We start from the raw sequence: 13,918 nt of genomic DNA, 5'->3' as shown, positions 1-13,918 counted from the left end.
GATTAACTTTTCTCGCCTTCACGCCAACGAGGCAAGCGCTTTTCACGCATGGGCGCATCATAAAAGCGGCGCGCATTGCTGCGCGCCGCAGAAGATTTGTGTTGAGGCGCTATCAGCCAGCGGCAGTTACGGCGCGCTGCGCCATCACTTTGATGAGGTTGGCGCGGTACTCTGCACTGCCGTGAATGTCGGCCAGCAGATTGCTCGCCGAAATGTTCACGCCATCGATTGCTGTCGGCGACCAGTTCGCCTTCAGCGCTGCCTCGATTGCAGGCACCCGCATCACGCCGCTCTGCGAAGCGCCGGTCGCGGCGGCGCGGATCTCGCCCGACTTCATTTGCGCGACGAAGACTGCGGTCAGCGCAAAGCGCGAGGCTGGATGCGGGAATTTCGCATAACCGGCTTTCGCAGGAACCGGGAACGAGACGGCGGTGATAATCTCGCCGTCTTCAAGGGCTGTCGTGAACAGGCCCTTGAAATAGTCGTCCGCCGCAATCGAGCGCTTGTTGGTCTTGATCGTTGCGCCGAGTGCCAGCGTCGCGGCCGGATAATCCGCGGCCGGATCGTTGTTGGCGAGCGAGCCACCGATCGTGCCGCGGTAGCGCACGGCGGGGTCGCCGATCAGCGAGGCGAGATAGGCGAGCGCGGGTATCGCTTTCTTCACAGCATCGCTGGTCGCGACCTCGTAATGCGGCGTGGCGGCCTTGACGCTCAGCGTGTCGCCGGAGGCCTCGATGCCGATCAGCTCCTTGATCCTGCCGAGATCGATCACGTCGGAGGGGCTGGCGAGCCGCTGCTTCATCACCGGCAGCAGCGTCTGGCCGCCTGCGAGAAATTTCGCCTCACTGCCCTTGGCGAAGAGAGCGGCGGCCTCGTCGACCGAGGAGGCGCGATGATAAGTGGTCTGATACATCTTTGATGCTCCCTCTTAAGCCGCGTGGATCGTGCGCCACACCCGGTCCGGGGTTGCGGGCATTTCCAGGTTGTTCTTGCCGATCGCATCCGTGATCGCATTGATCACGGCCGCAGAGGCGCCGATCGCGCCGGCTTCACCGCAACCCTTGATGCCGAGCGGATTGCCCGGGCACAGCGTCGTGGTGTGGGAGAGATTGAACGAGGGCAGATCGTCGGCGCGCGGCATGGAATAATCCATGAACGAGGCCGTGACCGGCTGGCCGTTGGCATCGTAGATGGCGTGCTCGAGCAGCGCTTGTCCGATGCCCTGGGCAAGGCCGCCATGGACCTGGCCCTCGACGATCATCGGGTTGATCAGCCGGCCGAAATCGTCGGCCGCGACGAAGTTGACGAAGGAGGTCTTGCCCGTGCCGGGATCGACCTCGAGCTCGCAGATGTAAGCGCCGGCCGGGAAGGTGAAGTTGGTCGGGTCGTAGAAGGCGCTTTCCTTCAGGCCCGGCTCCATCCCGTCAGGCAGATTGTGTGCGGTGTAGGCCGCGAGCGCAACCATCGGCAGCGCAATCGCCTTGTCGGTACCGGTCACCTTGAACTCGCCGTTCTCGATGACGATGTCGGCTTCCGACGCTTCGAGCGCATGCGCTGCGATCTTCTTGGCCTTGGATTCCATCTTCTCCATCGCCTTCAGGATCGCAGTGAGACCGACAGCCGCCGACCGCGAGCCGTAGGTGCCCATGCCGAACTGCACCTTGTCGGTGTCGCCATGGACGATCGAGACCTGGCTGATGGGAACACCCAAGCGCTCTGCGACGAGCTGGCAGAACGTGGTTTCGTGCCCCTGTCCGTGGCTATGCGAGCCCGTGAGGATCTCGATGGTGCCGACCGGGTTGACGCGCACTTCGGCCGATTCCCAGAGACCGACGCCGGCGCCCAGGCTGCCGACAGCCTTCGACGGTGCAATGCCGCAGGCCTCGATGTAGCAGGAGACGCCGATGCCGCGCAGCTTGCCTTGCGACTTGGCTTGCGCCTTGCGGGCGGCGAAGCCGGCATAGTCGATCGCCTTCATCGCGGCGTCGAGCGAGGCATTAAAGTCGCCGGTGTCATAGGCCATGATCACAGGCGTCTGGTGCGGGAACTGGGTGATGAAGTTGGTGCGGCGCAACTGGGCCGGATCGACCTTGAGCTGCCGCGCCGCCGTCTCCATGAGACGTTCGATCAGGTAGCTCGCCTCGGGGCGGCCCGCGCCGCGATAGGCATCGACCGGCGTGGTGTTGGTGTAGACCCCGACCACCTCGGCATGGATCGCCGGGATGTTGTACTGGCCCGACAGCAGCGTCGCGTAGAGATAGGTCGGCACCGACGACGAGAACAGCGACATATACGCGCCGAAATTGGCGTAGGTCTTCACCTTCAAGCCGATGATCTTGTTGTTGGCGTCGAGCGCCATCTCGGCATGGGTGATATGGTCGCGGCCATGCGCGTCGGTGAGGAAGGCTTCGGTGCGGTCGCCGGTCCATTTCACGGGACGGCCGACCTTCTTCGAGGCCCACAACGCCACCATCTCTTCCGGGTAGATGAAGATTTTCGAGCCGAAGCCGCCGCCGACGTCGGGGGCGATCACGCGCAGCTTGTGCTCGGGGGCAATGTTGTAGAACGCCGACAGCACGAGGCGAGCGACGTGCGGGTTCTGCGAGGTCGTATAGAGAGTGAAGTGCTCTTCCGCCGCATCGTAATCGGCGATCGCCGCGCGCGGCTCCATCGCGTTCGGGGCGAGGCGGTTGTTGGTGACGTCGAGCTTGACGACGTTGGCGGCCTTGGCGAAGGCGGCATCCGTCGCGCCCTCGTCGCCGATCACCCAGTCATAGACCTGGTTGCCGGGAGCCTCAGGGTGAAGCTGCGGTGCGCCGGACTTGATCGCGGCCTGGATGTCGGCGACGGCCGGCAGCTCTTCATAATCCACGACCACGGCCTCGGCCGCGTCGCGCGCCAGATTCTTCGTGTCGGCGATGACGACCGCCACGGCCTGTCCGACGAAGCGCACCGTCTCCGGCGCCATCGCCGGCCATGCCCCCATCTTCATCGGGCTGCCGTCCTTGGAGGTGATGGCCCAGCCGCAGATGAGGTTGCCGACCTTGTCGTCGACCAGCTCCTGTCCGGTGAGGACCGCGACCACGCCCGGCATCTTCAGCGCGGCGGAAGAGTCGATGTTCTTCACCTTGGCGTGTGCGTGCGGGCTGCGGATGAAATGGGCATGGGTCATGCCCAGCAATTTGATGTCGTCGACGTACCGGCCCTTGCCGGTAATGAAACGCTTGTCTTCCTTGCGCACGACGCGCGCGCCGATGCCTTCAACACCCATGTCTGGTCCTCCCGACCGGAATTATCTTGACTGCGCTTTCCCTCGAAAGCCGCAGCGGTGGTTCTTTTTTCGAGGCGGGCCGCTCTACTCGGCCGCCTGCGAGACCTTCATGCGCCCGGCTGCATCCAGCACGGCTTTGACGATGTTGTGGTAACCGGTGCAGCGGCAGATATTGCCTTCGAGCTCTTGGCGGACGGTGGGCTCGTCGAGCTGGCCACCATGGCGGTGCACGATGTCGATCGCCGACATGATCATGCCCGGGGTGCAATAGCCGCACTGCAGGCCGTGGTTGTCGCGGAAGGCGGCCTGCATCGGGTGCAGCTCGTCGCCCTTGGCGATGCCTTCGATGGTGGTGACATTGGCGCCGTCGGCCTGGCCCGCCAGCATGGTGCAGGACTTCACCGCCTTGCCGTCCATGTGCACGACGCAGGCGCCGCACTGGCTGGTGTCGCAGCCGACATGGGTTCCGGTGAGGTTGAGATGGTCGCGCAGGAGCTGGACCAGCAGCGTGCGGTCCTCGACGTCGACAGCAACGGCCTTGCCGTTCACCGTCAGTTTGACTGTAGACACGGAACATACCTCCCGGGATTGATTTTGATTGTTTCTAATTAGAGACCGCGGCCCCCAGGCTTGGCAACTAGGATTTTGATCGCCCCGGTCCGTCCGGTCGGCCTTTGGCCGATAGGGCCTTTGATTGCGCCAACGTGACGAATTTACCGGCCTTTATCGATTCTGCCCTAGTTTTGCGCATCCGGGTCTTGGGGGCGGGGCGCCTCCGGACGATGGCTGAATAGAAAATGGGGGTTGGGAATGTCCGGGCGTACCGCGTCGCCATCCAAGCGCAGCATATTTCCGACCCTCCGGTTCCGCGCCAAGATCATCCTCGGCTTTGCCGCGGTGCTGGTGATCTCCGCCGGCAGCATGGCCTTTGCCTATTTCGGCTTCGAACGGGTCTCGTCCGGCGTCGGGTCCTATCGCAGCAGCGTCTCGGAGGCCGATCTCGCCCGCAATATCGACCGCGAGCTGCTCGGCTACCGTTCGGCCGTCAAATATTTCGTCGTCACCGGCAAGGAGGATGATGCCAAGGCGGCGCTCGACGCCGAGGCCAGCCTGAGGAGTGCCATCGACCAGGCCGTCAAGAGCGCCAAGACGCCGGCGCGGCAGGACAGTCTCGACAAGCTCGCCAAGGAGTTCTCGAATTTCTCCGCCACCTTCGCCAAGGTCCTCCAGGCCAAGCGCGACAGCACGCTGCTGGTGCAGAACCAGCTCTCGCGCCAAGCCAATCTGCTGAAGTACAAGCTCGACGATATCGGCAACAATGCCTCCGATTCCGAGGCGCAGGCGATCGAGTTCGGCACCAAGCAGGTCAACGCCCAGTTTCAGACCGCAAGCGCGGCGGCGACCAATTTCGTGCTGACGTCCGACCAGGCGATCGCGACCAGTGCGCTGGCCCGCTTGAAATTCGTCGAGAACTCGCTCGGCGCGGTCTATTCCATGGACGACAAGATCGTCGCCGGCCTGAAGGACGCCAAGACCATTCTTGTCGCCTATCGCGAAGCGCTTGAGAAGCTGATCGCCAACGCCAGGATGGTCGACGAGCTCGTCACCGAGATGAGCGGCTCGGCGGGCGCGATCCTTCGGGGCGCCTCTGCCATGAAGGCGGATCTGGTCGCCGAACAGCAGCGGCTGGATTCGGAATCGGAAGCGACCATCGGGAAGACCGAGCAACTGGTGCTGATGCTGGCCGTCGGCGGCACGCTGCTCGGCGCGGTCCTCGCCTTCCTGCTCGGCACCGGCATCTCGCGGCCGATGATCGCGATGTGCAAGGCGATGCGCGAGCTTGCTTCTGGCAATTTCGACGTCGTGCTGCCGGGCCTCGGCCGCAAGGACGAGATCGGCGAGATGGCCGGCGCGGTCGAAGAGTTCAAGGTTCAGGCGGTCGCCAAGGCCGAGCGCGATGCCGCCGCCAGCGAAGCCCAGAACAGGGAGCAGGCAGCAAGCCGCCGCGGCGAGCTGATCCGCTTTGCCGATGATTTCGAGAGCGCCGTCGGCGCCATCGTGTCGAACGTCTCGGCCTCCGCCGTGCAGCTCGAATCCTCGGCCTCCACGCTGACCCGCACGGCTGAGACCACGCAGACGCTGTCGAGCCAGGTCGCCGGTGTCTCCGAGCAGGCCTCGAGCAACATGCAGTCGGTCGCGACCGCGACGGAAGAACTCTCGGCCTCGGTCGAGGAGATCGGCCGCCAGGTCCGCGACTCCAGCCGGATTGCCGAGGCCGCCGTGGTGCAGGCCAAGGAGACCGATAGCCGCATCGGAAAACTCTCGCATGCGGCCCAGCAGATCGGCGAGGTCGTCAAGCTCATCACGGCGATTGCCGAACAGACCAATCTTCTCGCGCTCAACGCCACCATCGAGGCGGCCCGCGCCGGTGAAGCCGGTCGCGGCTTCGCGGTGGTCGCAAGCGAAGTGAAGTCCTTGGCGAGTCAAACCGCCAAGGCTACCGACGAGATTTCCTCGCACATCACGGGCATGCAGGGCGCGACCGCCGAATCGGTTGCCGCGATCAAGGAGATCGGCGCGACCATCGGCAAGATCTCGTCGATCTCGACCTCGATTGCCAGCGCCGTGGAAGAGCAGGGCGCCGCGACCCAGGAGATCGCCCGCAGCGTCCAGACCGTCGCCCAGGGCACCCAGACCGCCGCGATCGATATCGGCCAGGTCAATCGCGGCGCCGCCGAAACCGGCTCGGCCTCGGAAGAGGTGCTGAACTCGGCCAAGACGCTGTCGAGCGAAAGCACCAGGCTGCGCGCCGAGCTCGACCGGTTCATGGCCAATATCCGGGCGGCGTAGGGCACTTGCTCCGATTTCGCCTCGGTCTTTCCCGTGGCGACGGTCCGTCCCCGCGTCACCTAACCGCGGGTTGCGACGCGCCAAGTTTACCGCGGCTTATCCTTTGCCATTTACCGTGCATTTGAGTCGGGGAGCGGGCTGCTCCCGGGCTGCGCCTGGTTTTCCGCGAATGGAATGGGGTGGGGGAATGTCCGTGAAGTCGAAGCCGAGCTCATCGAAGCTCTTCACCTTGCGTTTTCGTGCAAAAATCATTCTCGGCTTCGTGGCGGTGCTGGCCATCCTCGCCGTCAGCATGGCATTTGCCTATTTCGGCTTCGAGCGGATCGCGGGTGCCGTCGCGTCCTACCGGACCAGCGTGGCGGAAGCGGACCTGGCGCGGACCATCGATCGCGAATTAATCAGCTATCAGGGACTGACCCGGGCCTACACGCTGACCGGTGCCCCGGACGACGAAACGGCGGCCAAGGCGGCCGAAGAGAGTCTGAAGGCGGCGATCGCCAGGTCGATGTCGGCCACAACGGGTGCAGCACGTCGCGAGCAAGTCGGCAAGCTCGAGGCCGAGTTCCAGCGCTTCGCAAAGATATTCGGCGAGATCATCACGCTGACGCGTGAGAACAACAAGATTGCGACCGACGAGTTGAACAGCGTCGGCAACAAGATCCGCTTCAAGTTCGACGACCTCGCCGACACTGCGGCGCTTGCCGGGCTCGCATCGGTCCAGACCACGGCCAAGGACATCACCTCGCAATATCTAGCGGTCTCCACCTCGGTCAGCGCCTTTGTCGCCAAGCCAGAGCCGAAGGCCGCCGACGGCGTGGTCGCCCGGATCAAGTTTCTGGAGACGCTGCTGGTCTCGATCTACGCCAACGACCAGAAGATCACCGACCGAGTCACCGAGATCGGTGGCCTGCTGAAGCAGTACCGCGCGTCGTTTGCAAAGCTTTCCGACAACGTGAAAATCATCGTCAAGTCGAACGGCGAGATGACCAAGACGGCCGCGTCCATCCTCAAGCTCTCGGGCGAGTTGCGGTCGGACCTGTCGGCCGATCAGCAGCGCATCGAGGCGAGCGCCAATCTGACGATCGGGGAAACCGAGCGGCTGATGCTGATGCTGGCGCTGGGTGGTCTTGCCATCGGTGCTGTGCTGGCCCTGATGCTCGGCAATGGCATCTCGCGGCCGATGATTGCGATGTGCAAGGCGATGCGCGAGCTTGCTTCTGGCAATTTCGACGTCGTGCTGCCGGGCCTCGGCCGCAAGGACGAGATCGGCGAGATGGCCGGCGCCGTCGAAGAGTTCAAGGTTCAGGCGGTCGCCAAGGCCGAGCGCGATGCCGCCGCCAGCGAAGCCCAGAACAGGGAGCAGGCAGCAAGCCGCCGCGGCGAGCTGATCCGCTTTGCCGATGATTTCGAGAGCGCCGTCGGCGCCATCGTGTCGAACGTCTCGGCCTCCGCCGTGCAGCTCGAATCTTCGGCTTCCACGCTGACCCGCACGGCCGAGACCACGCAGACGCTGTCGAGCCAGGTCGCCGGTGTCTCCGAGCAGGCCTCGAGCAACATGCAGTCGGTCGCGACCGCGACGGAAGAACTCTCGGCCTCGGTCGAGGAGATCGGCCGCCAGGTCCGCGACTCCAGCCGGATTGCCGAGGCCGCCGTGGTGCAGGCCAAGGAGACCGACGGCCGCATCGGAAAACTCTCGCATGCGGCCCAGCAGATCGGCGAGGTCGTCAAGCTCATCACGGCGATTGCCGAACAGACCAATCTTCTCGCGCTCAACGCCACCATCGAGGCGGCCCGCGCCGGTGAAGCCGGCCGCGGCTTCGCGGTGGTCGCAAGCGAAGTAAAGTCCTTGGCGAGTCAAACCGCCAAGGCTACCGACGAGATTTCCTCGCACATCACGGGCATGCAGGGCGCCACCGCCGAATCGGTTGCCGCGATCAAGGAGATCGGCGCGACCATCGGCAAGATCTCGTCGATCTCGACCTCGATTGCCAGCGCCGTGGAAGAGCAGGGCGCCGCGACCCAGGAGATCGCCCGCAGTGTCCAGACCGTCGCCCAGGGCACCCAGACCGCCGCGACCGATATCGGCCAGGTCAATCGCGGCGCCGCCGAAACCGGCTCGGCCTCGGAAGAGGTGCTGAACTCGGCCAAGACGCTGTCGAGCGAAAGCACCCGGCTGCGCGCCGAGCTCGACCGGTTCATGGCGAATATCCGGGCGGCGTAAGGATCACTCCTTCCCAAACGCCCGCTTCAGCTCCACCTTCGCTTTCTCCAACCGCTCGCGCTGCGTCTTTGGCAACGTCTTGCCGGCGCGGTTGATATAGAACGTCAGCATCGACAGCGCAGAGCGATAGGCACCGGTCTTGCGACGGGCGCTGTGTTCGGCAGAGCGCTTCAGTGAGGCCGCGATCCGCTTCGGGCTCGTGAGCGTGAACACGCCGCGCTTGAGGTCGAGTGCGTCGCTCTCCCTTGTGACGCGCTGCGACCAGCGTTTTGGCGCGGCACGCTTTGTGCCCTTGCGTGCGGTGTTGCGCCTCGCGCTGGTCTTCCTGTGTGCTGCAGTTTTGCGCGAATGTGTCGTCTTTCTGACATGAGCCATGCGTCAACTCCTTGCGGCTCCAGCAGAAACGGCCGGCATCGGGCGACGTTCCTAAGGGAACCTGCTCTTGCCGCAGACGTTGTCGCAGGTGGCAGGCGGAATGCCGCACCTCCCGTGACCCAGCAACCCGATGGAATTGCAGCAGAGCCCAGCGCCGAATGATGGACCTGCAGTCTCGACGGCGGCCGTTACCGATCGCATTGTCGAGACCAGCATTCCCGCGCGGCTCGATGCGCTGCCCTGGAGCGGCTTTCACACCCGTGTGGTGCTGGCGCTCGGGATCACCTGGATTCTAGACGGGCTCGAGGTGACGTTGGCCGGCGCGCTCTCAGGTGCGCTGAAGCAGAGCCCGACGCTGCACTTCTCCAACCTCGATCTTGGTTTTGCCAACTCGGCTTATCTTGCAGGCGCTGTGCTCGGTGCGATCGGCTTCGGCTGGCTGACCGACCGCATCGGCCGTAAAAAACTGTTCTTCATCACGCTTGCGCTCTACCTCTCCGCGACGGCCGCGACCGCGCTGTCGTGGGATATCGCGAGCTATGCGCTATTCCGCTTCCTGACCGGCGCCGGCATCGGCGGCGAATATACGGCGATCAACTCGACCATCCAGGAGCTGGTGCCGGCGCGCTACCGCGGCTGGACTGATTTGGTCATCAACGGCAGCTTCTGGATCGGCGCGGCGATGGGCGCGGTTGCAGCCATCGTGCTGCTCGACCCCGCGCTGGTCGGGCCCGATCTCGGCTGGCGTCTTGCCTATCTCATCGGCGCGACCATCGGTCTCGTCGTGCTGTTGATGCGGATGTGGATCCCGGAAAGCCCGCGCTGGCTGATGATCCATGGCCGCCCGGATCAGGCCCACAAGATCGTCGACGGCATCGAGCGTTCGGTGACCGGGCATGATCAGGATCCAAGCGGTCGACGCTTCGCCAAGGTGCGCCTGAAGATGCGCGATCACACCCCGATCAGGGAAGTCGTGCACACGCTGTTCTCTGTCTATCGCCAGCGCGCGTTGGTCGGCCTCGTGCTGATGGTCGCGCAGGCTTTCTTCTACAACGCGATCTTCTTCACCTTTGCGCTGGTGCTGACCGATTTCTACGGCATCAGCGCCGATCATGTCGGCTGGTACCTGCTGCCGTTCGCGGCCGGAAACTTCCTTGGTCCGCTGATGCTCGGCCGCCTGTTCGATACGCTAGGCCGCCGCACCATGATCATGTTCACCTATGGCGTCTCGGGCCTGCTGCTGGCGGTGTCAGGTTATCTGTTCTCGATCGGTGCGCTGAGCGCGCAGGGGCAGACCATTGCCTGGATGGTGATCTTCTTCTTTGCCTCGCCTGCGGCGAGCGCCGCCTATCTCACTGTGAGCGAGACTTTTCCGCTCGAAGTTCGCGCGCTGGCGATTGCAGTGTTCTATGCGGTGGGCACGGGCATCGGCGGCGTCGTAGGCCCGGCGCTGTTCGGCGCCCTGATCGACACGGGATCACGCAACAGCGTGTTCGCCGGCTATTTGCTGGGGGCTGCCCTGATGATCGCGGCTGCGATCGTGGCATGGCGCTACGCCGTCTCCGCGGAGCGCAAATCGCTCGAACAAATCGCGCGGCCGCTTGCCTTTATGGAGTAGACTTATGACATCGGAACTTGCTGAATTGGATCAGAAGCACGCCATGCCCGACGAAGAAGCGCCCGACGCCGTCCCGGTGCCGCATGCACTCGTCCCGCATCTCAACGAGACCGCGATCCTGCTCGACATCGACGGCACGCTGCTCGATTTGATGCCGACGCCGCGCGAGGTGTGGGTGCCGCCGGGCCTCTCGGAGACGCTGAACCGGCTGACGGAGCGCACCTCGGGCGCGCTGGCCATGGTGAGCGGCCGCTCGCTCAACGACATCGACCTGATCTTTGCGCCCGATGTGTTTCGCGCCGTCGCCGGTCACGGTGCGGAGATGCGGCTGTCGGTGGACAATGAAGCCGACGACGTGCACGCGCCCCCGATGGACAAGGAGCTGAAGCGGCGGCTGGCCGCGATCGCAAAGCTCAGTCCCGGCATTCTGCTCGAGGACAAGGGCTATTCGCTGGCGCTGCATTACCGGCTTGCGCCGCATGCCGAGAAGGCGATCTATGAAGCCGTCTCGCTGATCCGGGCCGATCTGCCCAATGCGCCGATCGAGGTGCTGCCCGGCAAGTTCGTTTGCGAGATCAAGCATCCCGGTTTCACCAAGGCAACCGGCGTGCGCGAGCTGATGAAGCACGAGCCCTTCAACGGACGCCGCCCGATCTTCATCGGCGACGACGTCACCGATGAAACCGTGTTCGCGATCATGCCCGACATGAACGGGCTCTCCTTCTCGGTCGGCCGCCGCGCCATCGGCGTCAACGGTCACTTCGATGCGCCGAACGATGTGCGTGCGTTCCTCGCGCACCTGCTCGACGACACAAGGTTGGAATAAGGCACGGTCATCGCAGAGCCACATTGTAACGCGCAGTTCCTTCGCGCGCCTAACTTATGTTGCGTGAATTTCACGCCAAGGCTCTCTTTCCCGAACGAAATCCCCGGGTTCCCTCAAGGAAACTGGTTCCAACGCGCGCGCCTGACTTTGGTTTCATTTCGCAGAAATGATGACAGGAACCATATTGATGAACGGCAGTTAAACGGGGTGGAATGAACAGGAGGGGACGACCTGTGAATTTAGTCGTCATTTCGAATCGAGTTGCGCGCGGGAAACCCAACGAGCCCATGACGGGCGGCCTCGCTGCGGCATTGCTTCCGGTCGTGGAGCATTCGGGTGCCATCTGGGTGGGTTCCTCCGGTCGCGTACGTGACGGCCATCAGAAGGAGCCTTTCGCCGAGATCGAGGCGCTGGGCTCTGGCGCGATTGCGACGCTGGATCTGCCGGCAGCGCATTATGGCGGCTACTATGAAGGCTTCGCCAACTCGGCGCTGTGGCCGGCGCTGCATTCGCGCAGCGATTTGATCCGCGTCTCGCGCGAGGACTATGTCAGCTATCGCGAGGTCAACGCGTTCATGGCGCGTGCCTTGATGCGCTTCCGCAAGGCACAGACTGCGTTCTGGGTGCAGGATTATCATTTCCTCGCGCTCGGCGCGGAGCTGCGCGATCTCGGCGTCGATGACCCCATCGGCTTCTTCCTGCACACTCCCTGGCCGGTGGCTGCGGTGATGCAGGGCGTGCCGAATCATCGCGAGCTGATCACGGCGATGCTGGCTTACGATCTGCTCGGTTTCCAGACCGACGAGGATTGTCAGAATTTTCTCGGTTATGTCGGCGGCGAGCTCGGCCTCACGGTCGATGATGGCGTCGTCATTTCCCAGCACGGTCGCACGCGCTGTGAAGTGTTTCCGATCGGCATCGATGCGGAAAAATTCGCGCAATACGCCGCGAAGTCGGTGTCTCATCCGGATGTGTCGCGGCTGCGCCGCAGCCTCAATGGCGAGCGGCTCGCGATCGGCGTCGACCGGCTCGATTACTCCAAGGGCCTCGTCAATCGCATCACCGCGTTCGACCGGCTCTGGACCGAGCATCCGCAGTTCGCGCGCAGCATTTCGCTGCTGCAGATCGCCAACCCGTCGCGGGGCGCGATCGAAGCGTATGGCAATCTGCAGAACGACGTCGCGCGCCTCGTCACCGACGTCAACGGCCGCCATGGCGAGGTCGACTGGACGCCGATCCGCTATCTCAACAAGGGTTTTAGCCAGACCGTGCTGGCAGGCCTTTATCGCACTGCGCAGGTTGGCGTGGTGACGCCGCTGCATGACGGCATGAACCTTGTCGCCAAGGAATATGTCGCCGCGCAAAACCCGGCCGATCCCGGCGTGCTGGTGCTGTCAAAGTTCGCCGGTGCTGCCAACGAGCTGGAGACGGCGCTGCTGGTCAACCCGCACGACATCGACGGCATGGCCCGTGCCATCGCGGTCGCTGCCGCGATGCCGCTCACCGAGCGCAAGATGCGCTGGGACGCGATGATGAAGACGTTGCGCGGCCACACCATCCAGCAATGGTCGTCGGATTTCGTCGCCGAGCTGGAGAAGTGCCGTACCGAGAAGGTCGCGGCCGCCCCGCTCGCCGCGCAACCGCCGCAGGCGCTTCGCTGGTTGAAGTCGGCGATATCGGGTGTGCGGTTGATCTAACTCGCGCCCCATTCTTATGGGGAGAGGCGAGCGTCAATAGCAATACGACACGCCATCCAGAATCGCACACTGCCGCTTGTTCGGCGCGTTCGGATCGTCCATTGGCACCACGCCCTTGCCCTGGCCGACGAACACGCCGGGTCCGACATGCACCGAGCTTTTGTTGCCGATGATCACGCTCTGGTGCGGGGTCGAGCTGGAGCGGGTCCCGTCCGGCCAGAGGATGGCATCGCCCGAAAGCACCCCGCGCCGCCCATCGTCGCAGGTCACATCGACGCCCTGCCGGATGCAGGCCTGCGCGTTGGCTGACGCGGTAAAGGCGGCGCCAAGGGCCAAAACAAGGGCCAAAATCAGGCTTGGCGCGGTGATGGTTTTGCAGATGGTCATGGCGTCCCCGGTCGTGTTTGGCGTCGTTGAATGAATCGTCGCGCCAAACCCGCGACTGGTTCAGCCATAGGCAAGTTCCGGCGGTCTCGTGGCGCGAGATATTCCGCTGTAAATACAATATGTTGCGGAAAATCCGCCCGTTTTACCTGCGATCCCTTGCAAAATCACCGGCGTCCCTTCAAGAGAGGGCGCTTCGGAGAGATGGCCGAGTGGCTTAAGGCGCACGCTTGGAAAGCGTGTGTGCGGGAAACCGTACCGTGGGTTCGAATCCCACTCTCTCCGCCAGCCGGCCAAAGTCACATCGTACTTCGATTTGGAGACAGGCTGAAAATCCGGCCGTTTTCCTGCATTTTTCCCGCTAGAGAATTCCGATCGTCGACCCAATTGGGCGCTCGATATGCCCGGAGAACCGAATTTTCTCCAAATCTTAGTACCCCCGGACCCGGTCTGGTACGGCATTTTCCCGCAGACCAAGCGTTTATGGGGGAAGCGGTTTGGATCTCTCTCGCTCAACCGAGATGAAACGGCGCAGCGCCTCGTTCAGGCTCATAAGCTGAGGGCACAGGTTCAAAGTCCTCGCCACGACCAAGTTAAGCTACTGACGTTGATTATAGATTCTAGAAGTCGCCTTTCTGGGTAGCTTTTTTCTCTTCGAGAATCGCCACGCCACCGC

At 63.5% G+C, this 13,918-nt stretch carries 10 protein-coding genes and 1 tRNA gene; 6 read left to right on the top strand and 5 right to left on the bottom strand.

Going from position 1 to position 13,918, the window contains the following annotated elements; genetic code table 11:
* Positions 1-112: 112 nt before the first annotated feature.
* The 3 genes from FXB38_RS36950 to FXB38_RS36940 all read right to left on the bottom strand — a co-directional run bounded on the left by FXB38_RS36950 (position 113) and on the right by FXB38_RS36940 (position 3,841).
* On the bottom strand, positions 113-913 hold the full coding sequence (locus FXB38_RS36950) for an FAD binding domain-containing protein (protein ID WP_148755855.1): 801 nt from the start codon (positions 911-913) through the stop codon (positions 113-115).
* A gap of 15 nt (positions 914-928) precedes the next feature.
* The gene (locus tag FXB38_RS36945; protein WP_148755854.1) at positions 929-3,271 is read right to left on the bottom strand and encodes a xanthine dehydrogenase family protein molybdopterin-binding subunit; all 2,343 of its coding nucleotides are present in this window, start codon (positions 3,269-3,271) and stop codon (positions 929-931) included.
* 84 nt (positions 3,272-3,355) lie between these two features.
* Complete coding sequence (locus FXB38_RS36940; RefSeq protein ID WP_148755853.1) at positions 3,356-3,841, bottom strand: (2Fe-2S)-binding protein; 486 nt, start codon at positions 3,839-3,841, stop codon at positions 3,356-3,358.
* 240 nt (positions 3,842-4,081) lie between these two features.
* Between FXB38_RS36940 and FXB38_RS36935 the strand changes: the two genes are divergently transcribed.
* Together FXB38_RS36935 and FXB38_RS36930 are read left to right on the top strand one after the other, a co-directional pair.
* Positions 4,082-6,121 carry a methyl-accepting chemotaxis protein gene (locus FXB38_RS36935; protein ID WP_148755852.1) on the top strand — a complete coding sequence of 680 codons (2,040 nt, stop codon included), beginning with the start codon at positions 4,082-4,084 and terminating at the stop codon, positions 6,119-6,121.
* 187 nt (positions 6,122-6,308) lie between these two features.
* Positions 6,309-8,342 (top strand): methyl-accepting chemotaxis protein, encoded by a 2,034-nt coding sequence (locus FXB38_RS36930; protein ID WP_187435407.1) that lies wholly within the window; start codon positions 6,309-6,311, stop codon positions 8,340-8,342.
* A 3-nt stretch (positions 8,343-8,345) separates the two neighbouring features.
* Here FXB38_RS36930 and FXB38_RS36925 read toward each other — a convergent pair whose 3' ends face one another.
* Positions 8,346-8,717 carry a DUF3175 domain-containing protein gene (locus FXB38_RS36925; RefSeq protein ID WP_148755850.1) on the bottom strand — a complete coding sequence of 124 codons (372 nt, stop codon included), beginning with the start codon at positions 8,715-8,717 and terminating at the stop codon, positions 8,346-8,348.
* 130 nt (positions 8,718-8,847) lie between these two features.
* On the opposite strand from FXB38_RS36925, the gene FXB38_RS36920 reads away from it, so the two are divergent.
* From FXB38_RS36920 to FXB38_RS36910, 3 genes are all read left to right on the top strand, one after another.
* Positions 8,848-10,335 (top strand): MFS transporter, encoded by a 1,488-nt coding sequence (locus FXB38_RS36920; protein WP_148755849.1) that lies wholly within the window; start codon positions 8,848-8,850, stop codon positions 10,333-10,335.
* A gap of 4 nt (positions 10,336-10,339) precedes the next feature.
* Entirely contained in the window at positions 10,340-11,161 is an 822-nt protein-coding gene (gene otsB, locus FXB38_RS36915) for a trehalose-phosphatase (protein ID WP_148755848.1), read from the top strand.
* Positions 11,162-11,394: 233 nt separating this feature from the next.
* Positions 11,395-12,858 (top strand): trehalose-6-phosphate synthase, encoded by a 1,464-nt coding sequence (locus tag FXB38_RS36910; RefSeq protein ID WP_187435406.1) that lies wholly within the window; start codon positions 11,395-11,397, stop codon positions 12,856-12,858.
* A gap of 33 nt (positions 12,859-12,891) precedes the next feature.
* Here FXB38_RS36910 and FXB38_RS36905 read toward each other — a convergent pair whose 3' ends face one another.
* Positions 12,892-13,245, bottom strand: a complete 354-nt coding sequence (locus FXB38_RS36905; RefSeq protein WP_148755846.1) for a hypothetical protein — start codon at positions 13,243-13,245, stop codon at positions 12,892-12,894.
* 195 nt (positions 13,246-13,440) lie between these two features.
* Here FXB38_RS36905 and FXB38_RS36900 point away from each other — a divergent pair.
* Positions 13,441-13,530: transfer RNA gene (locus tag FXB38_RS36900), tRNA-Ser, on the top strand.
* Positions 13,531-13,918 lie beyond the last annotated feature (388 nt).

The organism is Bradyrhizobium cytisi, from assembly GCF_008123515.1.
GTDB lineage: Bacteria > Pseudomonadota > Alphaproteobacteria > Rhizobiales > Xanthobacteraceae > Bradyrhizobium > Bradyrhizobium cytisi.
The sequence above is the reverse complement of the archived record's forward strand: the minus strand, read 5'-3'. Positions and strand labels throughout refer to the sequence as shown.